Source organism: Nonomuraea sp. NPDC049750 (assembly GCF_040659625.1).
In the GTDB taxonomy this organism is placed as follows: Bacteria; Actinomycetota; Actinomycetes; order Streptosporangiales; family Streptosporangiaceae; genus Nonomuraea.
This window is the reverse complement of sequence record NZ_JBFANB010000001.1, coordinates 297,699-322,832: the sequence shown is the minus strand read 5'-3', so window position 1 is coordinate 322,832 and position 25,134 is coordinate 297,699. Positions and strand designations below refer to the sequence as shown.

Annotated in this window: 26 protein-coding genes; 11 read left to right on the top strand and 15 right to left on the bottom strand. The window is 70.5% G+C overall.

The annotated features are described in order from the left end of the window. Positions 1-126 precede the first annotated feature (126 nt). Positions 127-954, top strand: coding sequence for an SMP-30/gluconolactonase/LRE family protein (locus AB0J16_RS01560; RefSeq protein ID WP_358533325.1), 828 nt, complete (start codon positions 127-129; stop codon positions 952-954). A 24-nt stretch (positions 955-978) separates the two neighbouring features. Here the strand turns inward: AB0J16_RS01560 and AB0J16_RS01555 are convergent, their stop codons facing one another. The 4 genes from AB0J16_RS01555 to AB0J16_RS01540 are packed head-to-tail and all read right to left on the bottom strand — an operon-like array spanning position 979 to position 5,292. Next, the gene (locus AB0J16_RS01555; protein ID WP_357938982.1) at positions 979-1,794 is read right to left on the bottom strand and encodes a carbohydrate ABC transporter permease; all 816 of its coding nucleotides are present in this window, start codon (positions 1,792-1,794) and stop codon (positions 979-981) included. After that, positions 1,791-2,723 (bottom strand): sugar ABC transporter permease, encoded by a 933-nt coding sequence (locus AB0J16_RS01550; RefSeq protein ID WP_358533322.1) that lies wholly within the window; start codon positions 2,721-2,723, stop codon positions 1,791-1,793. Before AB0J16_RS01550 ends, AB0J16_RS01555 begins: the two co-directional genes overlap by 4 nt. Continuing rightward, positions 2,720-4,006, bottom strand: a complete 1,287-nt coding sequence (locus AB0J16_RS01545) for an ABC transporter substrate-binding protein (RefSeq protein ID WP_358533319.1) — start codon at positions 4,004-4,006, stop codon at positions 2,720-2,722. The genes AB0J16_RS01550 and AB0J16_RS01545 overlap by 4 nt, the downstream gene beginning before the upstream one ends. Beyond that, on the bottom strand, positions 4,003-5,292 hold the full coding sequence (locus AB0J16_RS01540) for an alpha-glucosidase/alpha-galactosidase (RefSeq protein WP_358533316.1): 1,290 nt from the start codon (positions 5,290-5,292) through the stop codon (positions 4,003-4,005). Before AB0J16_RS01540 ends, AB0J16_RS01545 begins: the two co-directional genes overlap by 4 nt. Positions 5,293-5,538: 246 nt before the next feature. On the opposite strand from AB0J16_RS01540, the gene AB0J16_RS01535 reads away from it, so the two are divergent. From AB0J16_RS01535 to AB0J16_RS01520, 4 genes are all read left to right on the top strand, one after another. Then, the gene (locus AB0J16_RS01535; RefSeq protein WP_358533313.1) at positions 5,539-6,543 is read left to right on the top strand and encodes an endo alpha-1,4 polygalactosaminidase; all 1,005 of its coding nucleotides are present in this window, start codon (positions 5,539-5,541) and stop codon (positions 6,541-6,543) included. Positions 6,544-6,737: 194 nt separating this feature from the next. After that, entirely contained in the window at positions 6,738-7,502 is a 765-nt protein-coding gene (locus AB0J16_RS01530; RefSeq protein ID WP_358533310.1) for an SDR family oxidoreductase, read from the top strand. A 109-nt stretch (positions 7,503-7,611) separates the two neighbouring features. Beyond that, complete coding sequence (locus tag AB0J16_RS01525; RefSeq protein ID WP_358533307.1) at positions 7,612-8,757, top strand: esterase-like activity of phytase family protein; 1,146 nt, start codon at positions 7,612-7,614, stop codon at positions 8,755-8,757. Positions 8,758-8,841: 84 nt separating this feature from the next. After that, entirely contained in the window at positions 8,842-9,528 is a 687-nt protein-coding gene (locus tag AB0J16_RS01520; protein WP_358533304.1) for a hypothetical protein, read from the top strand. Between the two features lie 80 nt (positions 9,529-9,608). Here the strand turns inward: AB0J16_RS01520 and AB0J16_RS01515 are convergent, their stop codons facing one another. From AB0J16_RS01515 to AB0J16_RS01485, 7 genes are all read right to left on the bottom strand, one after another. After that, a complete protein-coding gene (locus AB0J16_RS01515; RefSeq protein WP_358533301.1) occupies positions 9,609-10,427 on the bottom strand; it encodes an ABC transporter permease in 819 nt (272 codons plus the stop codon). After that, positions 10,424-11,371, bottom strand: coding sequence for an ABC transporter ATP-binding protein (locus tag AB0J16_RS01510; protein WP_358533298.1), 948 nt, complete (start codon positions 11,369-11,371; stop codon positions 10,424-10,426). Before AB0J16_RS01510 ends, AB0J16_RS01515 begins: the two co-directional genes overlap by 4 nt. Then, positions 11,368-11,736 (bottom strand): lasso peptide biosynthesis B2 protein, encoded by a 369-nt coding sequence (locus AB0J16_RS01505; RefSeq protein ID WP_358533295.1) that lies wholly within the window; start codon positions 11,734-11,736, stop codon positions 11,368-11,370. Before AB0J16_RS01505 ends, AB0J16_RS01510 begins: the two co-directional genes overlap by 4 nt. Before the next feature lie 53 nt (positions 11,737-11,789). Beyond that, on the bottom strand, positions 11,790-12,050 hold the full coding sequence (locus tag AB0J16_RS01500) for a lasso peptide biosynthesis PqqD family chaperone (protein ID WP_358533292.1): 261 nt from the start codon (positions 12,048-12,050) through the stop codon (positions 11,790-11,792). Then, positions 12,050-13,882, bottom strand: coding sequence for an asparagine synthase-related protein (locus tag AB0J16_RS01495; RefSeq protein WP_358533289.1), 1,833 nt, complete (start codon positions 13,880-13,882; stop codon positions 12,050-12,052). Before AB0J16_RS01495 ends, AB0J16_RS01500 begins: the two co-directional genes overlap by 1 nt. Positions 13,883-13,897: 15 nt before the next feature. Next, a complete protein-coding gene (locus tag AB0J16_RS01490) occupies positions 13,898-14,029 on the bottom strand; it encodes a lasso RiPP family leader peptide-containing protein (protein ID WP_358533286.1) in 132 nt (43 codons plus the stop codon). A 163-nt stretch (positions 14,030-14,192) separates the two neighbouring features. Continuing rightward, the gene (locus tag AB0J16_RS01485; RefSeq protein ID WP_358533284.1) at positions 14,193-15,824 is read right to left on the bottom strand and encodes an IucA/IucC family protein; all 1,632 of its coding nucleotides are present in this window, start codon (positions 15,822-15,824) and stop codon (positions 14,193-14,195) included. A 53-nt stretch (positions 15,825-15,877) separates the two neighbouring features. On the opposite strand from AB0J16_RS01485, the gene AB0J16_RS01480 reads away from it, so the two are divergent. After that, on the top strand, positions 15,878-17,581 hold the full coding sequence (locus tag AB0J16_RS01480) for an IucA/IucC family protein (RefSeq protein ID WP_358533281.1): 1,704 nt from the start codon (positions 15,878-15,880) through the stop codon (positions 17,579-17,581). A gap of 12 nt (positions 17,582-17,593) precedes the next feature. Here the strand turns inward: AB0J16_RS01480 and AB0J16_RS01475 are convergent, their stop codons facing one another. Next, complete coding sequence (locus AB0J16_RS01475) at positions 17,594-18,634, bottom strand: Gfo/Idh/MocA family oxidoreductase (protein ID WP_358533278.1); 1,041 nt, start codon at positions 18,632-18,634, stop codon at positions 17,594-17,596. A 7-nt stretch (positions 18,635-18,641) separates the two neighbouring features. After that, positions 18,642-19,367 (bottom strand): ThuA domain-containing protein, encoded by a 726-nt coding sequence (locus AB0J16_RS01470; protein WP_358533275.1) that lies wholly within the window; start codon positions 19,365-19,367, stop codon positions 18,642-18,644. A gap of 265 nt (positions 19,368-19,632) precedes the next feature. Between AB0J16_RS01470 and AB0J16_RS01465 the strand changes: the two genes are divergently transcribed. Beyond that, positions 19,633-20,286 (top strand): hypothetical protein, encoded by a 654-nt coding sequence (locus AB0J16_RS01465; RefSeq protein WP_358533272.1) that lies wholly within the window; start codon positions 19,633-19,635, stop codon positions 20,284-20,286. A gap of 41 nt (positions 20,287-20,327) precedes the next feature. Here AB0J16_RS01465 and AB0J16_RS01460 read toward each other — a convergent pair whose 3' ends face one another. Next, a complete protein-coding gene (locus AB0J16_RS01460; RefSeq protein WP_358533269.1) occupies positions 20,328-21,290 on the bottom strand; it encodes a GlxA family transcriptional regulator in 963 nt (320 codons plus the stop codon). A gap of 98 nt (positions 21,291-21,388) precedes the next feature. On the opposite strand from AB0J16_RS01460, the gene AB0J16_RS01455 reads away from it, so the two are divergent. Next, positions 21,389-21,775, top strand: a complete 387-nt coding sequence (locus AB0J16_RS01455) for a hypothetical protein (RefSeq protein WP_358533266.1) — start codon at positions 21,389-21,391, stop codon at positions 21,773-21,775. Between the two features lie 41 nt (positions 21,776-21,816). Then, entirely contained in the window at positions 21,817-22,248 is a 432-nt protein-coding gene (locus tag AB0J16_RS01450; protein ID WP_358533264.1) for a nuclear transport factor 2 family protein, read from the top strand. On the opposite strand, the gene AB0J16_RS01445 is transcribed toward AB0J16_RS01450, so the two are convergent. Further along, a complete protein-coding gene (locus tag AB0J16_RS01445; RefSeq protein WP_358533261.1) occupies positions 22,241-23,251 on the bottom strand; it encodes a LacI family DNA-binding transcriptional regulator in 1,011 nt (336 codons plus the stop codon). The two genes, AB0J16_RS01450 and AB0J16_RS01445, sit on opposite strands and share 8 nt — an antisense overlap. A 174-nt stretch (positions 23,252-23,425) precedes the next feature. Here AB0J16_RS01445 and AB0J16_RS01440 point away from each other — a divergent pair, with 174 nt between their 5' ends. Together AB0J16_RS01440 and AB0J16_RS01435 are read left to right on the top strand one after the other, a co-directional pair. After that, the gene (locus tag AB0J16_RS01440; RefSeq protein WP_358533258.1) at positions 23,426-23,935 is read left to right on the top strand and encodes a SigE family RNA polymerase sigma factor; all 510 of its coding nucleotides are present in this window, start codon (positions 23,426-23,428) and stop codon (positions 23,933-23,935) included. Beyond that, positions 23,932-25,119 (top strand): hypothetical protein, encoded by a 1,188-nt coding sequence (locus AB0J16_RS01435; protein WP_358533255.1) that lies wholly within the window; start codon positions 23,932-23,934, stop codon positions 25,117-25,119. Before AB0J16_RS01440 ends, AB0J16_RS01435 begins: the two co-directional genes overlap by 4 nt. The last annotated feature ends 15 nt before the right edge of the window (positions 25,120-25,134 follow it).

Below are 25,134 nucleotides of genomic sequence, written 5' to 3'. Positions count from 1 at the left end.
AGCGGCCACGATCTGCGCTGGGCGGTCGCCGCGGCAGAGCTGATCGGTTGACAGTGCGATCTTCCGGGTGATCTCCTGACACTCTAACTGGAATGCCGTTCTGACATACGGAACAAGGGAGTGGCGATGGAGGTCGTACCCGTACCGCACGCGCGGCTGGGTGAGGGGCCGTGCTGGGACGAGCGGACGGGGACGCTGCTCTGGGTGGACATCCCCGCGGGCCTGGTGCACCGGCTCGACCCCGCCGACGGCTCGCACGAGTCGATCGACGTGGGGCAGCCGGTGGGCGTGGCGGTTCCGCGTGCCTCCGGCGGTCTGGCGCTCGCCGTCAGGGACGGTTTCGCCGTACACGATGGAGAGTTGACCGTCGTGGCGCCCGTGACGGCGGCCGAACCACCCGGAAACCGGATGAACGACGGCGCCTGCGATCGCGCGGGCCGGTTCTTCGCCGGGACAATGGCGCAGGACGACACCCCTGGCGCGGGCTCGCTCTACCGCCTCGACCCCGACCGCCGTGTCGAGCGGGTCCTCGACGGCGTCAGCATCTCCAACGGCATCGGGTGGAGCCCCGACGAGCGGCTGCTGTACTACGTCGACACGCTCACGGACCGGGTCGACGTCTTCGACTACGACCCGGCGACCGGTCAGGTCGCGTACCGCCGGTTGTTCGCCGTGCTCCCGAGCCCCGACGGCCTCACGGTCGACGCGTCGGGGCACGTGTGGGTGGCGCTGTGGGGCGGCGGGAAGGTGGTCCGGCTACGGCCGGACGGGCAGCCCGACCTGACGGTGGAGGTGCCCGCCACCAACGTGACGAGCTGCGCCTTCGGCGGCCCCGACCTCGACATCCTGTACGTCACCACCGCCTGGGACGGCCGGACCGGCGGCGAGCTGTGGCAGCGGCGCACCTCGTTCACCGGCCTGCCCGCCAACCCCTACCGCGACCTGAACCCGTGACCGCGACCTCAGCCCCCGCCCCGATCAGCCCTTGACCGCGCCGGTCAGCGCCTGGACGAACCGGCGCTGGCCGAACAGGAACACGCCCAGCACCGGCAGCGTCGTCAGCACCGTGCCCGCCATGATCGCCGGCCAGTCGGCCCGGTGCTGGCCCTGGAACGACGTCAACCCCACCTGCACGGTGTAGTTGGCGTCCGAGTTGATCGCCACCACCGGCCAGAACAGATCATTCCAGGCGGTGATGAACGTGATGACCGCCAGCGCGGCCAGCGCGGGCCGGGCCACCGGCAGCACCACCTTGAAGAACACCCCGTACCGCGAGCAGCCGTCGATCCGCGCGGCCTCCTCCAGCTCCCTCGGGAAGGACTGGAAGAACGAGGTCATCAGGAAGATGCCGACCGCCGAGCTGAGCTGCGGCACGATGAGCGCGCCGAGCGTGTCGGTCAGCCCGACCTTGTTGAAGATCAGGAACGTGGGGATCACCGTGAGCTGGAAGGGGATCAGCGCGGTGGCGATGACCAGGACCAGCGTGATCCTGGAGCCGGTGAACCTGATCCTGGCGAACGCGTAACCCGCCAGGCTGCAGAGCGCCAGCTGGGCCAGCACGATGGCGCCCGAGACGATCACGCTGTTGAGGAACCAGCGCGGGAAGTTCGAGCCGTTGAGCACCGTACGGTAGCCGCCCAGGTCGATCCCCTCCGGCCAGAACGGCGGCGGGAACCGGTTGAGCTCGCCCTGGGTCATCACCGAGCTGAGGATCATCCAGACGAACGGCAGCACGGTCACCACCGACATCGGCAGGAGCACCAGATGCCACTTGCTGGGCAGGCGCAGCTTCACGCCATGGCTCCCTTCCTGCGCGCGATCAAGAAGCCACCGATGATCAGCACGAGGGTGCCGACGAACAGGACGTACGCCACGGCCGCGCCGTAGCCGGCCGTGAAGTAGTTGAAGGCGAGCTGCCAGATGTAGTAGACGATCGTCACGGTCGCGTTGGCCGGGCCGCCCTTGGTCGTGGTCATGACCAGGTCGAAGAACTGCAGCGCGTCGATCACGCCCCAGACCGTGAGGAAGAGCGTCATCGGCCGTACGGACGGCACGATGATGTGCCGGAACGTGGTCCACCGGCCCGCCCCGTCGATCGAGGCAGCCTCCAGGATCTCCTTGTTGATCTCCTGGATGGCGGCCAGATAGATCACCACCGCGAACCCGAACCGGGTCCAGAAGAAGATCAGGGTGAGCACGAACATGGCCTGCGAAGGGCTGCTCAGCAACCCCTGCACCGGCAGCCCGAGCTTGACGAACAGCCCGTTCATCAGCCCGAAGTCCCGGTCGAAGATGTAGCCCATCAGCAGCCCGGCCGAGGTCGCCGAGGCGATGTAGGGCACCAGGAAGCAGGTCCGGTAGAACCCGATCCCGCGTACCTTCCTGTTCAGCAGCACCGCCACGAGCAGGCCCGCGATCAGCGACGCCGGGATGTAGAGCACGACGAGCAGCCCGGTGTTGCGCAGCGCCTGGAAGAAGACGGGGTCCTCCAGCAGCGCCCGGTAGTTGGCCAGTCCCACGTTCCGCCCCGGCGTCTGCAGGTCGGAGTCGGTGAAGGACAGCGCGAGCGCCCACACCATCGGGACCAGCGAGAAGCCGAGGATGATCAGCGAGGCGGGGCCGGCGAAGGTCCAGCCGGCGACGTTCTCGGCGAGTCTGCGGCGGTCGCGCGGCTGCCGGTGGCCGACGGCGGCCCGGCCCAGGGCCGGCGCGGTGCTGTTCACGATCCCGGTACGGCGAGCGCCGCGTCGGCCTTGGCGGCGGCCTCGTCCAGGGCCGTCTTGGGATCGGCCTTGCCGAGCAGGGTCTGCGCGATGGCCTCGGCCACGAACGCCGACACCCGCGGATATCTGGTCGTCGGCGGCCTGACCCGCTTAGCGTTGGCCAGGTTGGTGGAGATCACCTCGATACCCGGATATTTCATGAGGTAGTCCTGGTAGCCGGGCAGCTTGGTGATCGACTCGCGGATGGGCAGCGAGCCGGTGTCCTTCATCCACTCCAGCTGCTGTTCGGCCGCGGTCAGCCAGGTCAGGAACGTGGCGGCGGCCTTGACCCGCCGGTCGTCGTGCTTGAACACCACCCAGTTGTCGGGCCCGGAGACCGTCTCGTGGTTGCCGTTCGTACCGGGGAGCTGGGCGACGCCGTAGTCGACCTTGGCGGCCTGCAGGTCGGGCAGCACCCACGGACCGGCCAGGAACATGCCGAGCCGGCCCGATTCGAAGAGCTTCTGGCCCTTCTCGGCCGGGCTGGAGTCGAGGTAGAGCGACTTGTCGTCGATGGCCATGCCGCGCAGCAGGCCGAGCGCCTGCTGTCCGGCGGCGGAGTTGAAGACGGCCTTCTTGCGGTCGGGGGAGAGCACGTCGCCGCCCGCCTGCCAGACCAGCGGCCACAGGCCCCAGACGGCCTCCTCGCCACCGCTGATCGCCCAGGTGGTGCCGAAGGTGCCGGACCCGGCGTCGGTGGTCTTCTTGGCGATCGCCCGGAAGTCGTCCCAGGTCCAGTCGGGCTTCGGCGCCTCGACCCCGGCCTTGGCCAGCAGCTTCTTGTTGTACAGGACCACCATGTTGTCGACCACCGCCGGGAAGCCGATGACCTTGCCCTCGACGGTGGCCGCCTCCCGCTCGCTTGCCCAGAAGTCCGCCCAGCCGACGGCCGGATCCTTGGCGTACTGCGTGAGGTCGGCCGTCTTCGGGTTCCTGGCCAGGTTGGGCGCCCAGGAGCCGTACAGGTAGGCGATGTCGGGATAGGCGTCGGAGGTCAGCGCGGCGGTGAGCTTGGGCAGCATGCCGTCAGCGGTCGCGGCCCCGGACTCGAGGCTCACCTTGATGTCCGGATGGGCCTGGTTGAACTGGGCCACCAGCTTCGCGATCGACTTGGCGGCGGCGTCCGACTGGCCGTCCCAGACGGTGATCCGCACCGGGCCGCCCGCCTGCTCGCTCCCGGCCGGCGAGCCGCAGCCGGTCGCGAGCAGGGCGAGGCCCGTGACGGTGGCCAGGGCGCGCCTCATCGGACGCCCTCGGGAAGGAGGTCGCCGTGAGCGGCGATCATCTCGTCCACGAGGTCGTGGATCTGCTGGAGGGTGAGCGTGGCGGCGGCGTTCGGGTCGAGCATGGCCGCGTGGTAGACGTGCTCGCGGCGGCCTTCGAGCGCCGCCCGTACCGTCAGGTCGCCGACGTTCAGGAACGTCTGGTTGAGCGCGGCGAGCTGGGGCGGCAGGTCGCCGATCCGGGTCGGGCGCATCCCCGACCGGTCGACCAGGCAGGGCACCTCGACGCAGGCGTCGGGCGGCAGGTTACTGATCAGCCCGTCGTTGCGTACGTTGCCGTGGACCACCCTGCGGGTGCCGGTCTCGATCGAGTGGATGACCTCGGAGGCCAGCTCCATCGCGGGCTCGATCTCCACGCCCTCGCCGGCCGCCAGGCGCCGCTTGGTCTCCTCGTAGGTGTCGAGGTTCTCCTCCGACCAGCGCAGGTAGATGTCCACCGGGATGCGGAAGTGCGCCACCTGGTCGTCGTGGTGCAGGAACCAGGGCAGGTATTCCGAGCCGTGCTCGCTCGACTCGGTGGGGAAGTAGCCGAAGCGGCGGTACATCTCCACCCGCACGGTCCTGCGCAGGTCGGCATCCCGGGCGATCACGTCGTCGAGCGCCGGGTACAGGTCCCGGCCCTGGTGCTCGAACCGCAGCACGAACGCCTGGTGGTTGGCCCCGGCCGTGACGAAGGAGACCTCGTCCTCGGGTACGCCCACGAGCGAGGCGAGGCGGGCCTGCGTGTCGCGCACCGAGTGGCAGAGCCCGACGACCCGCTTGAAGTCGGTGCCCTGGTAGACGGCCCGGGGGATCATCGCCATCGGGTTGGTGTAGTTGAGCAGCAGGGAGTCCGGTGCCAGCTCGGCCAGGTCGTTCCCCAGCCCGACCATCACCGGGATCGTACGGAGCGCGCGGAAGATGCCGCCGATGCCGAGGGTGTCGGCGATCGTCTGGCGCAGGCCGTAGCGGCGCGGGATCTCGAAGTCGACGCGGGTCGCGGCGTGCCCGCCGACCGCGATCTCGTTGATGACGTAGTCGGCGCCGTCCACGGCGGCGCGGCGGTCGAGGTGGGCCTCCACCTTGGCGCCGAGGCCGAGCGCGGCGACCATCCACTCGGCCATGGCGGCCGCGGTGGCGAGCCGCTCGGGGTTGATGTCATGGAGGACCAAGGTCGAGTCCCCCAGCTCGGGGAAGGTCAGGATGTCGGAGAGGACGTTTTTGGTGAATTCGACGCTGCCGGCGCCGATGAAGACGATGCGTGCCATCGGGCTCTTTCCCTCCACGGACCACGGCGGGCGTGGCGGCCCGCTGCGTGCGGCGAGTATAGCCATCCATCCACGATACAGACTAGCATTCCGCTATGCGGAAAGCCCTGAGAGCACGGCCTGGTCGGCGTTACACGCCTTTTGTGAGGAATTCTCGACATCGAGACAAGATTGACAGCGTGTGATCTTGCCCGATTTCCTTGGTGTCGGAATTACATTCCACCCCTCGGAATAGAAGGTGAGTGTATGATCAACCTCCGATCGTTCTTCACCCGGTCCGCCGTGGCCGCGGCGCTGGTCATCGCGCCGGTGGCGGTCCTCGGCGCCGCCGGATCGGCCGCCGCCGCGACCACTCCCAAGGCCGCCACTCCCAACGCCGCCACTCCCAACGCCGGCGCTCGTGCGGCGATCTGGAAGCCTCCGCTGCGGAGCCGCTGGCAGTACCAGCTCCAGGGCAACTCCGCCTACCCCGCCACCGGCGGCGTCAACGTCGACATCTGCCAGGTCCCGCAGACCGGGGGCGCCTGCGTGAAGCCGACGGTGTTCGACATCGACCTCTACGCGGACGCCGATGTGGTGGGCAACAACACCACGCTCAACACCGCCGCCGTCTCCGCCATCCACGCGAAGGGCGCCAAGGCGATCTGCTACGTCGACGCCGGCTCGATCGAGGAGTACCGGCCCGACTACCAGACGTTCGTCGACTGGGACAACAGCCACGGCAATTCCCTGCTGGGCAAGCCGTTCAGCGAGGAGTTCCCGAACGAGCGCTGGGCCAACATCAACAACGACAAGGGCCAGCGGGACTTCCTGCTGACGATGATGGCGGCCCGGGTCGACAAGTGCGCCCGGGCCGGGTTCGACGGCGTCGAGTTCGACGTGGTGAACGCGCACGAGGAGGGCAAGTCGGTCACCGGCTGGACGGTCACCCCGGCCACCCAGCTCATCTTCAACCGGGCCCTGGCCGCCCTGGGCCACGCCAAGGGCCTGTCGGTGGCGCTGAAGAACGACCTCTCCCAGGTGTCCGACCTGGTGGGGGACTTCGACTACGCGGTCAACGAGCAGTGCTTCGAGTTCGACGAGTGCGGGGAGCTGACGCCGTTCATCCAGGCGGGCAAGCCGGTGTTCCAGGTGGAGTACCTGACCTCGCCGGCCGGCTTCTGTGGCAAGGCGGCCACGCTCAACGTCAACGCCATCAAGAAGGCGACCGACTACTCCCTCAAGGATCTGCCCTACAAGCCCTGTAGGTAGGCGGGCGAGGTGGCCCCACCGGGGGCGGGGCCACCTTTCCGTAAAACAGAACGCTGTTCCGGGCTACCTACGGTTATGTGAGCAGGCGTCAAGGACTCGCGGAGCCCGTTGAGCTTTCCGAATAGCAGAATGCTCGTGCGCCTGGCGGAATCAATGCTACGTTCGGAGCCGAGTCGCGACAGGGGGAGGGCATCATGCGCGGGCTGGCCGGAAAGCGGGTGCTGATCAGTGGTGGCAGCAGCGGCATCGGCGCCGCCACCGCGCGCCGGTTCCTGGAGGAGGGCGCCCGGGTCGTCCTCGGCGGCCTCCACGAAGCCGAGGTGGACCAGGCGGTGACCGAGCTGGCCCCGCTGGGTGAGGTGCACGGGCTGGCGGGCGACATCAGCTCGGAGGACGACGTCACCCGGCTGGTGGACGGCGCGATCTCGACACTGCGCGGGATCGACGTCCTGATCAACAACGCGGGCATCGCCTGGCGCGAGCCGTTCCTGGAGATCACGCCCGACCACTGGGACCGGATCGTGTCGGTGAACCTGCGGGGGATGTTCCTGGTCGCGCAGGCCGTGGCCAGGCATCTGGTGGCGCGCGGCGCCGGCGGAGTGATCCTCAACATGTCGTCCACGAACGGGCTCGGCGGTGAGGCCGACTACGCGCATTACAACGCCTCCAAGGGCGGCGTGCTGTTGCTCTCCAAGACCATGGCCGTGGAGCTTGGAAAACACGGCATCCGCGTCAATTCCCTTTGTCCCGGATATATCAAGACCCCATTGAATTCCACCATCTCGGCCGGGCTGGCGGACGATTTCGTGTCGGCGTACGAACGCGACCACATCCCGCTCGGCCGGGCCGGGCTGGCCGAGGAGGTCGCGGCCGGGTACGCCTTCCTGGCCTCGGACGACGCCGCCTTCATCCACGGCACCGAGCTGGTCATCGACGGCGGGCAACTCGCCATCATGTGAGCACTTTTCTCGCTGATCGCGGCTGAATCGCCGTCATTAATACGCGTGGACTTTCCGATGAAACCGCGATCTCATATCCCCGCGGGTATCGCCGAGTGGGGAGAGATGAATGCGGAGAATAGTGGGCATCACCGCGGCTGTCGCGGTCACGATCGGCCTCGCCGCCGTGCCCGCAGCCACGGCGGCGAGTGCCTCGCCGCAGCCGGTCGAGATCACCCGGTTCCTCGGCGAGCAGCGACTGCCGTACAAGATGTCCTACGCCGGCAGCACGGTCGGCGGCCTGTCCGGACTCGATCGCGACCCGCTCACCGGCACCTGGTACCTCATCTCCGACGACCGTGGCCGCTACGGCCCGGCTCGCTTCTACACCGGGCGTCTCGCCATCGACCGGACGACCGGCGCGTTCACCGGCGTGCAGCTCACCGGGGTCAACTCCTTCCTGCGTCCCGACGGGAGCACCTACCCGCCGTACGGCGAGCCCGACGCCGCCGATCCGGAGAGCATCCGCTACGACCGGTGGACCGACCGGCTGCTGTGGGGTGACGAAGGCGACCGCCCGGACGAGGGACACCCGGACATCCCGCCGTCCGGCCCGTACGTCCACCGGGCCGACGCCCACGGCCGGCAGGTCGGCGAGCTACCGATGCCCGCCAACCTGCGCATGACCGCCACGGACAGCGGGCCCAGGCGCAACTTCGGCATCGAGGGCCTGGCCCTCACCCCGCGCACGATCACGACCGTCACCGAGGGCCCGCGTTTCGAGGACGGGGAGCCGCCGACCGTCGAGCACGGCGCCCCGGCCCGCCTCACCGTATGGAGCCGCTTCGGGACCAAGCCGAGCGCCCAGTACGTTTACCCCATCGACCCCCTGCCCACCGCCCCCGTCCCGCCGACCGGGCACTCCGACAGCGGGGTCTCGGAGATCCTGGCGATCGACGAGCACCGGTTCCTTGCTCTGGAGCGCTCCTGGCTCGAAGGCGTCGGTTACCGGGTGAAGCTGTACGAGATCGACCTGCGTGGGGCCACGAATGTGCTGGCCAGGAACAGCCTGACGACCGGCGGGCCCTACCGGGCGGTCTCCAAGCGCCTGGTCACCGACCTCGACGACATCCGGACGCCGGTACAGAACCTGGAGAGCCTCGCCTGGGGGCCGCGGCTGCGCACGGGCGAGTGCACGCTGGTGATCGGATCCGACGACAACTTCTCCGCTGAGGAGACTACGCAGTTCCTGGCCTTCGCCACCCGGAGCTGCTGAACCCGCTCGAACCCGCTCGAACTCGCTTCGCAAAACGGTGAAGCATCGTGGGGGGCCTGGGCGCCCGAACTAGCCTGACTTTTCATGACGTACCGGCCGCCGCAACAGCCACCGTATCCACCTCACCACCAGCAGCAGTTCAACGCCCCGTATCCCCCGCAGCAGCAACCCCCCACCTTTGCCCCGCCTCCCGTGGTGATCGACGTCGGCGGGGACGCCAAGACGAAGGCGTTGATCGGCGGCTCCGTGGCCGGGGTCATCGGGCTCATCACGATCGTGTCGTCGCTCACCGGCCAGGTCAGGGGCGGCGCCGGGACCACTGTCGTCGCCGTGCTGTTCGGGCTGCTGTTCCTGGCCATCGGGGCCCTCCCGATCATCACGTGGCGCAAGCTCAGCCGCCCCCGCAGGCTGGTTTTCGACGGTTACGGCGTGCGCTGGGACGATCCCCAGGGCCGGCCGTGGTCCGTGCCGTGGGCCGAGCTGTCGGGAGTCGGCATCTCGCGCACCCAGCAGCGCCGCGTCAAGCTCGCCGACTACATCATGCGCAAGGTGATGGTGCGCCTCGATCTCTTCCCCGCCGACCCCGGGTTCCGCGCCCGCCACCCGGAGTTGGAGCACCTGTGGGAGTTCCACACGGTCAAGAACGGTTACCGGCTGCCTCTTGGCTCCAACCCCAAGTACATTCCGGTCATCGAGCGGGCTATGCGGCAATATCATCCCGCGGCCTACCTGGGGATCCGCGACGAGGGGTTCATGGTCGGCCTGGTGTAGGGACCGCAATGTCTCTCTGGAGGGACCCCCTTCGGGGAGGGGAGGAAGACGGTCCGTCGGGCTGGGGTCTCTGGGTGGCCTCAGTGGGGGCGGGAGAGGCGGCGGGCGGCCAGCAGGAGGGAGAGCAGGCCTACCCCGGCGGTGACGGCGAGTTCCATGAGGACGGGCGAGTGGACGGTGGCGGGCTCCGGCCGGGCGAGGTACGGGGCGATGGTCCGCCGGAGCAGGTCGATCACGTAGGTGAGCGGGTTGGCCATCATCAGAGCGGTCAACCAGCCCGGCAGGCCCGCGATCGGGAACAGCGCGCCCGACAGGAACACCAGCGGCGTCAGCGCGCACCCCAGCGCCGCGTGGAAGGACGGCGTCGGGGAGATGACCACGGCCAGCAGGGCGACGAACGCGGTCATGGCGAACGCGATCAGCGCCATCTCGGCGACCAGGGCGAGCATCAGCTCAGGCGCGTACGGGATGTGCGCCACCCCCGCCAGACCCAGGACGAACACGCCCTGACAGGTGGCCACCGTGGCGGCGCCCGCGCACCGGCCCGCCAGCAGGCTCACCCGATGGACGGGCGCGACCAGCATCTCCCTGAGGAAGCCCGCCTCGCGGTCGGCCGCGACGGAGGCGCCGATGGCGATCGCGGGCGCCTGGACGGTCATCAGCAGTACGCCGGGAAACAGGTAGGTGAGATAGCCGCCACCGCCCGGGAGCATGGCGCTGAGCCCGGTGCCGAGGACCAGCAGGTACACGACCGGCTGGACCAGGGTCATGATCAGGCGGGCGGGGTTGCGGACATAGTGGAGCAGTTCGCGCTGCCACACCACGTGGGCGGCCCGCGTCTCCCACCAGAGCCGGCGCAGCAGACGTGACCAGACGGAAGGACGGGCGTCCACGGTCACGGCCACACCCCCGGACGTGACGCGCCGTCCAAGGTCCGGCCGGTGTAGCGCAGGAACACCTCGTCGAGGCTGGGACGGCGTACCTCGATCGAATGGACGGGCACCCGCAGCACGGTGCACACCCAGGGGATGGCGGTGGCCGCGTCGGTCACCTGGACGTACAGGCCGTCGGGCCCCCACGCGCTCGACAGGCCCAGGTAGTCGGACAACGTGGCGGCCGCGGCCTGGTCGTCGCCGGTGCGCAGATGGATGCGGTCGGTGCCGATCAGTCGCTTCAGCGCGGCCGGGGAGTCGTCGGCGACCACCCGGCCCCGGTCGACCATGGCGATGTGGTCGCAGTATTCGGCCTCCTCCAGGTGATGGGTGGTCAGGAACACGGTGATGGCCCGGCGATGGCGCAGCTCACGCAGGTGCTCCCAGATCTCCGCGCGGGCCTGCGGGTCCAGGCCCACCGTGGGCTCGTCGAGGAACAGCACCCCCGGCTCGTGCAGCAACCCGCGGGCGATCTCCAGCAGGCGTCTCATGCTGTCGGACAGGGTGCGTACCAGCGTGTCGCCGCGGCCGGTCAGGCCCACGAGGTCCGCGGCCTCGGCCACGCGGCGGCGCGCGTCGTGTTTGCCCAGGCCGTAGAGCGTGGCGTGGAAGGCGAGGTTCTCGCGTACGGTCAGGTCGGCGTCGACGGTCGGCTCCTGGAAGACCAGCCCGATGCGCCGGCGTACCTCCTTCGGGTCGTCGCGCACGTCGATGCCCGCGACGAGGGCCCGGCCGCCGCTGGGCCGCAGCAGCGTGGACAGCATCGAGATCGTGGTGGACTTGCCGGCCCCGTTGGGCCCGAGGAAGCCGAACATCTCCCCGGCCTCGACGTTCAGGCTGATCCCGCACACAGCGCGCATGCCCTGGTAGGACTTGCGCAGCGAGCGGGTGTGGATCGCCCCCGGCCTCATGGGGCGGTCGGGGGGGCCGCGACGGTCATGATCGGCCGGTAGTAGCCGGCCGGGTAGGGCTCGCCGACGGGCTGCCCGTTCACCTGCACCCAGGCGTGCGCGCGGAACGGCTCCACGCGCACCCCCGCGCACCAGGTGGGCCAGGTGCCCCGGAGCCGGCACAGGATGGCCGTCGCCAGCGAGCGCTGCAGGCAGGCGGGCCCGGCGCAGCGCGCGCTCACGGCGACCACGTCGTCCCTGGCGGCCAGGGCCTGCGCGGCCGTGGCGGCGACGGCGCCGCGCCGGATCACCCCTAGGACGCGCCGGATGCGGTACGGCCTGAGCCCGGCCAGTGGCCGGGCCGCGGCGACGGCAAGGAGCGCCACCGATGTCCTGGCCGGCGAAACCCGAGCGCGTGACTCGGAGGCCATCGGGTGGCTCACGGCCTCACCAGCCCGGCTCGGCGCAGGGCCGCCAGCAGGTCGGCGACGTCGCGGTCCGCCTGCTCGACGGACAGCCCCGGATGGTTGCCGGTCAGCCTCTTGGCCACCTCGCCCGGAGAGGCGCCGCAGAGCAGGGCGCGCAGGACCAGCGTGGCGGTGGCGTTGAGCTGCCAGTAGCGGCCGGCGTGCTCGTCGAGCAGCACCATGCCGTCGATGGAGTGCGCGGCGGACACGCCGCCGCGCAGGCTGAAGGGCATCAGGAGTCTCCCGTGGTCATGGCCGGCATCCGGTGTGGGGTCAGTGAGCGCAGCCATATCTCGCAGGCGAGCGTCTGCGACAGGGGTTCCATGACGTGCGGCCGCGGGTGCACGCCGAGCAGGGCGGCACGCAGGGCGCCGGTGTCGATCAGCCCGAGCCGGCCGAGCTCCGACGCCTCGAACAGCTCCAGCACGCTGTCACGATGGCGCCGCCAGCCGGCGTAGAAGTCGGCGCCGTATTCGCCCTTGGTCGAGCGCTCGAGCATCTCGGCCGGCACGACGCCGTCCATCGAGGCCGCCAGCAGCGGCTTGTAACGGCCGAGGCCGGCGCGCTCGTCCGGCCGTACCGACAGCGCGGCCTCGATCACGGCGTCGTCCAGGTAGGGCGCGGCGTACGGGAGACCCAGGCGGGAGGTGGCCTGGTCGATCTGGCGCAGCCCGGCCCCGCCGGTGCGCGCGTAGAGCAGGGTCTGGTGCTGGGCACGTAGCGGCGACAGCGGCGCCGGCCGCGCGGCGGCGATCCCGGCCAGTACGTCGCGGGCCGCGTGCACGGCGCAGGCGGTGGCCCAGGGCGGCATGCGCAGCGGCGGCCCCCAGGCCATCGAGTAGGGGTCCGCGACCGCGGGCGTGGTGCTCAAGTCGGCGACACAGCGTTCCAGCCAGGCCGGGTGGTCGGTGCGGTCGGCCAGCGCCCGCAGCATCCGCCACCAGGAGCTGCGCCAGCGGGCCCGGCGGGCGCGCAGGTGCGCGGGCGCCGTGAACGGGCGGTCTCTGACCAGGTCGTGAAGGTAGGGCGGAAGCGCGGAGAACAGCTCGTCGCCGCCGACCCCCATCAGGTGCAGCCGGGAACCGGCGGTGCTCAGCCGCCAGGCCAGGTCGGCCAGCCGCGCCGCGTCGCGTACCCAGCCGGAGGGTTCCTCCATCGACGGCTGGGGCTCGGTCAGCCCGGCGAACCACAGCGGGAGCTCGTCGCTGCCGATGACGTGGTGCGTCGCATCCGGAAGGCCGGTGGCCGCGCGGAAAGCCCAGGCCGGGTCGTCGTTGCCGGGGTCCATGCCCTCGCAGTGCACGGTGATCAGGCTTGCCCGGCCGCGGGCGGCCAGGAAGCAGAGGCTGGTGGAGTCGATGCCGCCGGACAGGTCGGCGCTGATCGTGCCGCCGTCGGCGGTGCACGCGTCCACGGCGCCGGTCAGCGCCTCGCGGAGCGCCGTCGCCCCCTCAGCCAGGGGCAGGGCCGGTTCGGGTGGGTGCCACCAGGTGCGGATGCCGGTCATGCCGGTGGGCTCGATCAGCAGCGTACGGTCGGGCGGCAGGCAGCTGACGTCGCGCCACACACCGAGGTCCTGCAACGGGCCGACCACCCCGCTCGGCAGCAGCCGCGTGGCCAGCACCCGTTCGTCGATCCGCCCGCCGGTCGCCCACGCGAGCACGTCGGAACGGCTGGCGGCCACGGTCACACCGCGTACGCGGGCGTGGAAGACGCGGCGGACGGCCGAGGCGGTGCCGCGCACCGCCACCCGGCCGTCGATCGAGGCGACCAGGTGGAAGCTGCCCGTCAGCCCCGCGACGACCTGCTCGATCCGCTCGACGTCGGATATCCGGGCCAGCCGCAGGGCCAGGTCAGTGGCGGTGACCGGGCAGCGCCCGACCACCGCCACCCGTGCCGCTCCCGCTGCCGCCAGACGGATCTGGTGGCCGGGCCAGTCCCCGATCAACCACGGCCGCCCGGAGGCGTGGTCGATCACCTGACTGGCTCCAGGAAGCAGCACGCCTGCCGCGGCAAGACCGGCTTCACCGTCGGGGAGGACGGCGAACCACATCTCACCTAGCACCGAAGCTCCCGCCCGTCAGCCGGAGAACCACTGGAACGGCTGGGGGGCCCAGTCAAGGACGAAGCCTGACGGGAAACCGCGCGTCAGGTCGGCGAAGTCGCCGACTTCGGCCAGGGCCGGCGGCTCGTACGCGGCTGGTGCGTGCATGACCTTCTCCTTTCAGAGATGATGTCGGTCACGCCCATGTCTATCTACCTGGCACTGTCACTGACAGTAGCTATTCGGTTACTAATAGCGATGACCATGGTCACGGTTTCTGTGCCGACCGGCTACTGGTCGCAGGGGACTGGGGACGGGGCACGCAGAGGGGCTAGTAGGGACGGGCGCGCAGGGAGTTGGGACGGGCGCGCAGCGGGTTGGGGACGGGCACGCAGCGCATCGCGCCGCCGTCGGCGCCGAGCCAGCGCAGTAGCAGGTTGGCCTTGGCGGGCACGTGGTCGGCGGCCAGCAGGGCGCGGACCTCTATGTGGTCCGCCGCGTACCCGGCGAGCAGATCTCTGGCCCGCGCCCACAGCGCGCCGCCGAGGCCCGGGTGGCGCTCCTCGATCGCGCCGGCGATCTCCCAGAGATTGTTGGTCACCAGGCAGTAGACCAGCCGCTCCCAGCCGTAGGCCGCGCTGACGCCCGGTGTCGTGTCCGGGTGCCGGTCGGCGACCAACTTGACGCCCTCGTGGTCACGGAAGATCACCTGTGCCGGGGCGCCGGTGGCGTCCACGCCGATCAGTACGTTCTGCAGGTGGCACTCCAGGACCACACCGTGACGCAGGTACGCGTGCAGGACCGGCGGTACGACGTGCTCCAGGTAGCCCTGCCACCAGGCGAGCGCCCGGTCCTCGTCGAGGCCGTCGAGCGGGTTGCCGGGAAAGCCCTCGCTGATCCCCGCCGCCAGCAGTGCCGCCAGGCCGGGACGCAGGTGCGCCCCCAGGCCGTCGCGCACGACCACCGCCAGCGCCTCGCCGCCGTCGCCATCGCCGAGGTCCACGGTGCGGTAGCCCCGGTCGGAGAGTACGGACGGTCTCGGCAGGTGGGCGGGCAGGTCGTCGAAGACCTCCCGCAGCCGGCTGTCTATGGTGGTCAGCCGGCGCAGGTCATGGACCCAGAGGCGGCGGACGTCGTTGGTGATCCGGACGTCGAGACTGAACTTGCAGAACAGGTCTACGTCGGGCAGATACACGGTGCGCAGCGAAGAGGTGGGTACGGCCACGGCGGTGGTTTCGCCGAGATAGCGCGCAGCTTCGCCCAGGTTCTGCAGCCGCCCGTCCCGCTGGGCGGCGTGGCCGCCCAGCAGCTCCAGTTGCCAGGGGTGGGCGGGCAGCAGGAGGCCGCCATCGGGCGGCGGCGGTCCGAGGGCGTCCAGCGCGGTGGCGTCGCCCTCCTCCAGCACGATCTCGGGCGCCAGCCCGAGCAGGATCAGCGGGAACCGGGCGCTGGCCTCGGGCGCGTAGGGGAGCCAGGCGTCCGGACCGAGGCCGCCACGGGCCTTGGGCGCCGGGTGGTAGCGGTGCCCGGCGACCAGGGCCTGCTCGGACCGCAGGAACAGCTCGGTGGGTTCGATGAACGGCTGGGTGCTGGATGTGGGGGTGCGCCGGGTGGACAGCAGAGTGGCGACGACGTCTCTGCTGTGGCGGATCTCGCTCGCGAGGGTGTCGTTGGACACGCCGGTGTACGCGGTCAGCTCCTTGGTGGTCAGCGCCACCAGGAGGTCCAGGGACAGAGGGAGCCAGCCATCGGGCGTGTACAGGGCGGGGTGGCCGGGGTAGCGTCCGGCGCGAACGCGCAGCAGGTGGCCGGTCGTGGGCAGACGGTAGGTCTGGTGGCCGTCGTTCTGGCCGCTCTCGGGGCTGACCACTTCGCGGACCAGGCAGTTGAGGAGAGCCGTCATCGTGAGAGCGTCGGCGACGGTCACCTGTGCCGGGTCCGGCCCCTCGGGATGGTGTGCCATCGCGGATCCCTCACCACTCGTATCGGTGGTCATACACGGGGTAACTACCCGTTATGAGTATTGAATTGGAGGATCCCCCTCAAGGTCGGGCAGAAGCGGAACTTGCCGCAAAGCTGGCACAGGTCCGTCCCGGTCTGGCCGCCGCGTACGTCGAGGCGCTGCCGGGGGCGCGGGCCACCATCCTGGGCCTGCTCTGGCGGGGGCTGCTGTACGAGCCGGTGCCCGGGTTGGCCGGGCGGGATGGCGCGGCCGGGCGGGTCCGGTTGGCGGATGGGCGTCTGCTCACCGGGCCCAGCCGCCTGGCGTACGACCTGGGGGCGGGGGAGGACCCGGCGGTGCTGCTGGACGGGCGGGCCTACACGCGGCCGGGCGAGCTGCTGGCCGCGCTCGGACTGCCGGGATCGGAGCGCTTCGGCGCCGATCTGGACCGCAGCGTCGCCTCCCTGGCGCTCGCGCGGGCCGGAGCCAGGCTGGGGCTGGGGACGGGGGCGGAGGAGGGGTCGCTGGAGTGGTTCGAGCAGAGTGTGGTGGACGGGCATCCCTATCATCCGTCCTGTCGTAACCGGCCGGGGGTGTCGCCGGCGGAGCAGATCGCGTACATGCCCGAACATCGGCCCGTCGTCGACCTGGATCTGGTGGCGGTGCCGGCGTCGCGGTGCGTGGTCATCGGAGCCTGGCCCGACTGGCTGCGCGACGGTGACCGGCTGCTGCTGCCCGCCCATCCGTGGCAGAGCAGGCATGTGCTGCCGGAGCTGGGGTTCCGGCCGTTCGTGGCCGGTGGGATAGCGGCCCGGCCGCTGATCTGTGTACGAACGCTCGCGCCCGTCGGCGGCGGGCCGCATTTCAAGACGGCGTTCTCCACGCGGCTGACGTCCAACGTGCGGGACATCTCGCCGGGCTCGATCCGTGACAGCGCGCCGCTCTCGGCCATGCTGGTGCACCTGGTCCGGCGGCTGGGCGGGCCGCTGCGGATCACCCGCAACCTGGCCGCCGCCTGCGCGGTGGTGGATGGCGAGCCCAGTGCCGACCTGGCGGTCCTGGTGCGCGAGTCGCCGACGGAGTACGCGGGCGCGGGCGAGACCGTGCTTCCCGTGGCGGCCCTCATCGTCCGGCCCCCGACCGGTGGCCCGCCCTTGATTCACGGCATCGTCCAGTCTCCGACCGATGGTCCACCCTTCATCCATGGTGTCGTCCAGTCTCCGTCCGGCGGTCCACGGCTGGATGCGGTCGTGGAGTGGCTGGGGGAGTTCGCGCGGCAGGCGTTGGAGGCGGCGCTGGGGCTGTTGGCGTACGGCGTGACGTTGGAGGCGCATGGGCAGAATCTCCTGGTCGTCCTGGACCGTCACGGTCGCCCGATCCGTCTGGTCTATCGGGACCTGGCCGACATCCGCGTCAGCCCGGCGCGCCTGCGCCGCAACGGCCTTACGCCGCCACCGCTCAGTGCCCGCCTCATCACCGACGATCCGGACGAGCTGCACGCCAAGCTGTTCGGCTCGCTCGTCGGCACCACGTTCAGCAGCCTCGTCTCGGCTCTCGGGCAGGGTGACCGGGAGGTGGAGGGGCGGCTGTGGGCGGTGGTGGCGGCGGTGGCCGGCCAGGTCTTCGACGACCTGCCCGCCACCGCCGACACCCGCGCTGACCGGGCGGCGCTGTTCGGCGCGGAGCTCCCCGTCAAAGCGCACACGGTGATGCAGTTCGAAGGCGGCCCCACCGGCGACCGCTGGGCGCGGCTGCCCAACCCGCTGTCGCGGACCTGACCCACGCGCCCCTCAGACGTCGAAGCCCACCGGCACCCGGGCCCCCGTGCGGGCCGACTCCAGGGCGGCCGTCACCATGGCCAGGCTGCGGATGTTGTCATGGCACTCACCCTGCGGCGGTCGACCGGTACGCAGACCGGCCAGGAACTCCTCCAGCCCCTCCGCCAGCCCGCTGAACCGGGCCCGCCCCGGGTACCGGTCAGGTTCGGGTGGATGTCTGCGTACCTTGTGGCCGTTTGCCCCTTCCACCGTCGGCCGCCGTTCGCCGTCCCAGCGCGCCGTGCCGTGCGTGCCGGCGGCCCGCCAGCTGCCGGTCCAGGACGTCGCCTGGCCGGGCGCGGACCAGCTCCCCGTGAAGGTGTAGCGGAGCCCGCCGGTCATCTCGAAGATCGCCGTGGCCGAGCAGGTGCCGGGATACCAGGTCCACGGCGGCCGGAACGACTCGCAGTAGACGCTGACCGGATCGGCCCCCGACACCGCGCGGGCCGCGTCGAACAGGTGAATGGCCATGTCCTGTAACAGCGGGTGCTCCAGCGTGTCCAGGAACGGCGGCCCCTTGTACGGCATGAAGAACTCCGAGGTCAGCAGCCCGAGCGGCCCGAGCTCGGCCACCGTCCTGCGGAAGGCCACCAGGTTCGGCAGGAAGCGGCGGTTCTGGTTGACCGCGAACAGCCGCCGCGCCCGGTCCGCCGCGCTCACCATGCTCCGCGCCTCGTCGAGCGTGATCGACATCGGCTTCTCGCTGAGCACCGACACCCCACGCTCCAGGGCGGTGACGGTGACCTCGCGATGAGCCCCGGGTACGGTGCAGTTGACGATGAAGTCGGGCTCCTCGCCGTCGAGCACGGCGGTGAGCGAGGCGCTGACGGGCAGCCCGTCCAGGCCCAGGGCGGCGGCGGAGGCGCGGGCGCGCTCCTCTGCCACGTCCACCCAGCCGACCAGCTCGGTGCCGGGATGGGCGAGCAGTTCGGGTGCCCATTGGCCGCCGATGTACCCGGCGCCGACGACCACGGCCCGCAGTGGACGGTCCTCGTCGAGGGTGATGAAGGTCATGCGGCTCCTACCAGGTGATGGGGGTGTGGGCGTTCCGCAGGGGGTCGCCGACGCCGGACGCGGGGGCGGCCCACAGCACCGCGTTGGCCAGCACGCGCCGTACGTCCGGGTGGTGGTAGACCGGGTGCCCCTGATCGCCGGGGCTGAAGTAGAAGACCCGGCCCAGGCCCCGGCGGTAGCAGCAGCCGCTGCGGAAGACCTCGCCGCCGCTGAAATTGCTGACGAAGACCAGCTCGTCGGGTTCCGGGATGCCGAACGGCTCGCCGTACGTCTCCTGCTCGCCGATGACCAGCGGACGCGGTACGCCCTCGGCGATGGGATGGCCGGGGGCGACCGTCCACACCAGCTCGCGCTCGGCCGCGTCGCGCCAGGTGAGCGAGCAGGTGGTGCCCATCAGTTTGCGGAAGATCTTCGAGTAGTGGCCCGAGTGCAGCACCAGCAGGCCCATCCCGCCGAGCACGCGCTGATGCACCCGCTCCACGACCTCGTCGGACACCTCCTCGTGGGCCATGTGCCCCCACCAGGTGAGCACGTCGGTCTCGGCGAGAACCTTCTCCGACAGCCCGTGCTCCGGTTCCTCCAGGATCGCGGTGCGCACCTGTACGTGGTCGCCGAGCCGTTCGGTCAGACCGGCGGCGATCGCGCCGTGAATGCCCTCCGGGTAGCGCAGGCGTACGTCCTCCTCGCGTGGCTCGTGGTAGTTCTCGCTCCAGACGGTGACCTTGATCGGCATCCGTGTGCCTCCCCGAGGGGCCCTGCGGCCCTCTGAACGTCGTGGACCCTTTGTTGGATGGTTCTCGCCGCTATCGGAGGCGTTGAAGCCGGTTTCGGGGGAGAGGATGGCCCCGATGTGCCTTTCGTGGCGATTCAACGGCCAGGTGACTCCGCTGGCCGTAAAGCACGGCCACATCCGGCCGGTGGCGGCGTCGTCTGCGCTGATCCTTCTTCACGGATGATGAGCTGAAGGTCGCAAAGCCGCATGTTGCCCAGGAGCGCCCATGTCCACGATTGAGACGCCGGAATCCCAGCAACGCCCCGCCGAGCCGCCGGTCATCGAAGAGCCGGGCCGCCGCAGGTGGGTGACCGCGGGGATCGGCTCGGCCGTCGCGCTGGTCGCCCTGGCCGCAGCCGGGTACGGCATCTTCCAGACCGTCTCGGCCAAGCCCGCCCAGCCGTACGGCGGGACGCCGCCCTGGTCCATCCCGGACGACCCGGCCCCCGGGATGAAGGCCGCCGGTCTCACCGCCGGGCCGATGGGCACCGCCGAGCACTACCACGCCCATCTGAGCCTCTTCGTGGACGGCAAGGAGGTGGCGGTCCCGGCCAACATCGGGATCGAGGGGGAGGACATGACCCCCGTACACACCCATGACGACCGCGGCGTGATCCACGTCGAATCCCGCGCCAAGGGCGAGGTCTACACCCTCGGCCAGATCTTCAAGCAGTGGGGCGTCACCCTCTCGGCGAACCAGATCGGCGCGCTGCGGACCGGCAACGGCAAGGTCCTCACCACCCAGGTCGACGGCAAGCCGTTCACTGGCGACCCGGCGAGCATCGCGATCAAGGCGCACGAGCAGATCTCGCTCGTGTACGGCGTGCCGGACCCGTCCTTCACCCCGCCGACCAGCTTCGCGTTCAAGGCGGACGAGTAGTCAAGCCGGCCGGGTAGTCACGCGAGCCGGACGAGTAGTACTCACGCCGATCGCTGCGTCAGCCGGTAGCGCGACGGCGGGATCCCGTAGCGGTCGACGAACGCCTGCCGCAGCGTCTCGGCCGTGCCGAAGCCGCAGCGGGCCGCCACACCGGCCATCGGCAGGGTGGTCGAGGCCAGCAGGTGGGCGGCCGCCTCCGTACGGGCCTGCCGGACGAACCGGCCGGGTGTCTGGCCCAGGTCCTTGATGAACAGCCGGGTCAGGTGCCGCTCGCTCACCCCGGCGTCGGCCGCCAGTGTGGCGGTGGTCAGGTCGGCGGCCAGGTGGCTGGTGACGTACTCGGTCACCTGCCTGACCAGCTTGTCCGCGCCCGCCGGCGCGCCGGTGAAGATGCTCATCTGCGCCTGGTTGCCGGGCCGTTGCAGGTAGGTCACCAAGGTGCGGGCGACCTTCCTGGCCAGGTCCGCGCCGTGGTCGTCCTCGACGAAGGCCAGCGTGAGGTCGAGAGCGCTGGTGACGCCGGCCGCCGTGATGACGTTGCCGTCGCGGATGAAGATGGGGTCGGGGTCGAAGGTCACCGAGGGGTGCCGGACGGCGAGGTCGTGCGCCCACTCCCAGTGCGTGGTCACGCGCCGGCCGTCCAGCAGGCCCGTCGCGGCCAGGATGCCGGCGCCCGTGCACACCGACGCGACGCGGCGGCTCTCGCGGGCGAGGCGGCGCAGGTGCGCCAGGATCGGCTGGTTCTCCGCCGCTTTCTGGTGGCCGATGCCGCCGACGACGACGACCGTGTCGAGGGGGCCGGTGACGCGTTCGAGGACTTCCTGGGCCTGCAGCGTCAGCCCGGTGCCGCAGGTGATGGGGTTGCCGCCGAGGGTGGCGAGCCGCACCTCATAGAGGGGGCGGCGGGCGTGGTGGTTGGCCGTCACCAGGGAGGTGGTGATGCAGGCGATGTCGAGCAGCTCCGCCGCCGCGTATCCGATGACGATGATCCGCCGTACGGTCATGGCCAGACCCTACGTCGGAAGGACCAGGACCCCAAGTTTCCGGACCTGTCGATTTGCCCGCCTTTTGGCGGGGAGACGCGGGGTGGGACAGTCGGCGCATGACACAGAGATCATGGGGCCGATTCGCCTGGCACTACGTGGAGATGGTCATCGCGATGTTCGTCGGGATGCTCGTGCTCGGCTTCCTGTTCGACGCCGTCGGGTTCGGGCTGTCGTACGACCGGGATCCCGAGCCGGCCTACCTGCTCATGGCGTTCGACATGTCCGTCGGCATGGCCGTCTGGATGCGCTTCCGGGGTCACGGGTGGGCCGGCACGCTGGAGATGTGCGCCGCCATGTTCGTGCCGGTCGTGCCGCTGTTCCCGCTGCTGTGGCTGGGGGTCGTCGACGGGATGGGGCTGATGATGGCCGCGCACGTGGCGATGTTCCCGCTCATGCTGCTGGTGATGCTGCGCCGGCGCGACGAGTACGCCCACGCGCACTGAACCGGCTGGCGTTTGTAGCAAGCGTTTGGTTGGATCACCGTATGGACGACCGCGAGATCGCCGACCGCCTCCAGATCGCCGAGGTGCTGGCCCGCTACGCCTACGCCATCGACTCGGGGGACTGGGACCTGCTCGACGAGGTGTTCACCCCTGACGCGGTGATCGACTACCAGACGGCGGGCGGCATCCGCGGCACGCGGGCCGAGGCCAAGATCTGGCTCGCCGACGTCCTGGCCAACTGGCCCGGACGGCTGCACCTGATCGGCGCCACGAGGATCGCCTTCGAGGCCGGCGAGGCCCGCGTGAGCGCGTCGTTCGCCGACACCCTCGCTCCCTCGCGCGAACTGGTCTCCGCCGACAGCAAGGGGCTGATCCAGGGCGGGGGCTGGTATCACCACCGGATGCTGCGCACCGCCGACGGCTGGCGGAGCCGCGAACTCGTCGAGGAGCAGTCCTGGCGCACCATCAGGTGATAACGGCGCCGGTGCTGCCGCGCGGAGTCAGCCTGGCCGCCTGGTCCTCGAACGGGGGGACGGCCTCGCCCGCGATCAGGGCCAGCAGCCGCTGGGCGGCGTGCGCTCCGTACGCCGGAATGTCCCGGGTCAGCGCGGTGAGCGGTGGGCGGACGACCTGCGAGAGCGGGGAGTCGTCCCAGGCGACGATCGACAGGTCGCGCGGCACGTCGAGCCGCATCTCCTGGGCGACCGACAGGCCCGCCACCGCCATGATGTCGTTGTCGTAGACGATCGCGGTGGGCCGCGCCGCCGAGCTGAGCAGCCGCCTGGTCGCCCTGGCGCCCTCCTCGCCCGTGTAGTCGGTGTGCACGGTCACGTGCTCGGCCGCGCCGGCGCACGACTCCGCGAACGCCCGATCGCGTACGGCCGTGTGGACCAGATCGGACAGTCCGGCGACGCGGGCGATGCGGCGGTGCCCGAGCGCGACGAGATAGGCGATGGTCTCGCGGATCGCCTCGCCGTCGTCGGACCAGACCGCCGGCAGCGGGCCCGATTCGGCGGGATGGCCGATCACCACGACCGGCATGCCCAACTGCTCCATGGCGGGCACCCTGGCGTCGGAGTAACGCAGGTCGACGAGGAAGGCGCCGTCCGTACGGCTCTCGCCCCACCAGCGCCGGTAGACCTCTATCTCCTGCTCATGGTCGGCGACCACCTGGAGCATCAGGGCGTACGAGTGGTCCGCGAGCTCGCCCTCGATGCCGCTGATGAGCTCCATGAAGAACGGCTCGACGCCCAGGAAGCGCGCGGGACGGCACAGCGCGAGCCCCACGGTGTGGGCCCTGGCGCCGTTCAGCGCGCGGGCGGCGCTGTTGGGCCGCCAGCCGATCTCCTCGGCGATGGCGACGATCCTCGCCCGGGTGGCCTCCGACACCCCCGGCTGACCGTTGAGCGCGTAGGAGACCGCCACCTTGGAGACTCCCGCCCGGCTGGCGATGTCGGCGATCGTCGGTCGCTTCACGAGACCCTCCTGTGAACCGGTTATCTGCCCACACCCTAGGCCACCCACTCCATATGGCCGGTGGCCACGGTCAAAGCACTTATCCGGTTCAGTCAGAAATAGTTACCCGGCAGAGGCATAGCGCGGCAGGCTTCCCGGCGTCTGAGGGCTGATATCAACCCTTTGGAGGTGGTCGTGGACGCTGCGGACGAGCAAGGCTTCCGCGAGTTCGTCTCTGCGCGCTCTCCCGCCCTGATGCGGCTCGGCTTCCTGCTCACCGGTGGTGACCAGCACGGCGCCGAGGACTTGGTCCAGACCGCACTGACGAAGCTGGCGGCCAAATGGCAGCGGGTCGAGGCGCCCGAGGCGTACGCCAGGCAGATCATGTACCGCCAGCAGGTGAGCTGGTGGCGCGCGGCCAACCGGCGCAGCGAGGTCGTCCAGGCGGCCCCGCCCGACCTGCCGGGAGCGGACCGCACGCACCAGAGCGAGCTGCGCCTGGTGCTGCGCGGCGCTCTGGCCAAGCTCACCCCGAAGCAGCGCACGGTACTCGTGCTCCGCTATTTCGAGGACCTGCCCGACCACCAGGTCGCCCGCGAGCTGGGGTGCTCGGTCGGCACGGTCAGAAGCACCACGCACCGATCACTTGCCCGGCTGCGGCTGATCGCCCCCGAACTGGCCATGGAACTGGAGGCCGCGACATGAGCCGACTGCTTCGCGACACCCTGGAGGAGTGGGCCTCGGAGGCGCGGGTCCCGCACGACCTGGCGGACCGGGCGCTACGGAGGCGCGCCTGGCTGCCCATCGGCGCGACGGTGCTGGCGGTCGGGCTGGCGGTGGCCGTCGCCGTGTTCGCCTTCGGCCTGCGGGGCGACAACACGACCGTGCGCCCGGCGACCGACGGGGTGAGTGTCCCGGTCAGGCCGACGGTGACCTCGACCGACGTACGCGGCGACGAGGAGAACGCGCCGCCGCGGAAGCTGGTCGCGGCCGGGAACGTGGCCGTGTCCGCGTACTCCGTCACCAAGGTCGAGAAGCTGGAGGGCAACTGGGTGCGGGAGCGGCGTACCTGGTCGCTCTACGACCCGCGCGATGACACCTACGAGCAGACCCCCTGGGCCTGGGTGGACGTGGCGCCGGGACTCCAGCTCGCCGCGGTGGTCGGGGGCGACCTGATCGGCAAGCAGGTGGGCATCCTCGACATGAACACCCGGCAGATCAAGGCCTTTATCGGGCTGGAGCACGCCGTCGGGTCGGTGGTCTGGTCGCCCGACGGGACCAAGGTCCTGGCCACGGCCTACTCCGAGTACCCGGACCGGTGGCAGGTCCTGGGGAAGGATTCCAGGTCGGTGCCCGGGTCCACGCGGATCGGCTATTACGTCATCGACGTCGCCACGGGTGAGGCCGACTACCACGAGCTCGGGCCGATGAGCAGGGACGGGTCTCCAGGCAACTCGAACGCGCGCCAGGATCTCGGCTGGAGCCTGGACGGATCGCTGCTCTGGCAGCCCAGCGTCAGCGGGACGGACAAGGTCTTCCTCGACCTCGACGGCAGGCAGCGGGAGGCGCCGGCCGGCGACCAGTACGTCTACTTCACCGGCAGGTCGAAGGTCTCGCCCGACGGCAAGCTGGTCCTCGGCCGCGACGGCCTGCCGACCCGCATCACCGACCGGTCCGGAGCGGTCGTCGGCAGACAGAAGGTGCTCCAGCTGCTCGCCTGGGCCGACAACGACAACGTGGTCGCGCTCGGTTGCGCGGACAAATGTGGGAACGAGTTCGACAACGGTCTGGTGCTGGTCAGCGTCGACGGCTCCCGGGTGACCCGGCTCACCGCTAGCCATGACAGGAACAACGACCGCTGGGAATGGGTCCTCACGCCCAGAAACTAGCCATCTGGACGCCCG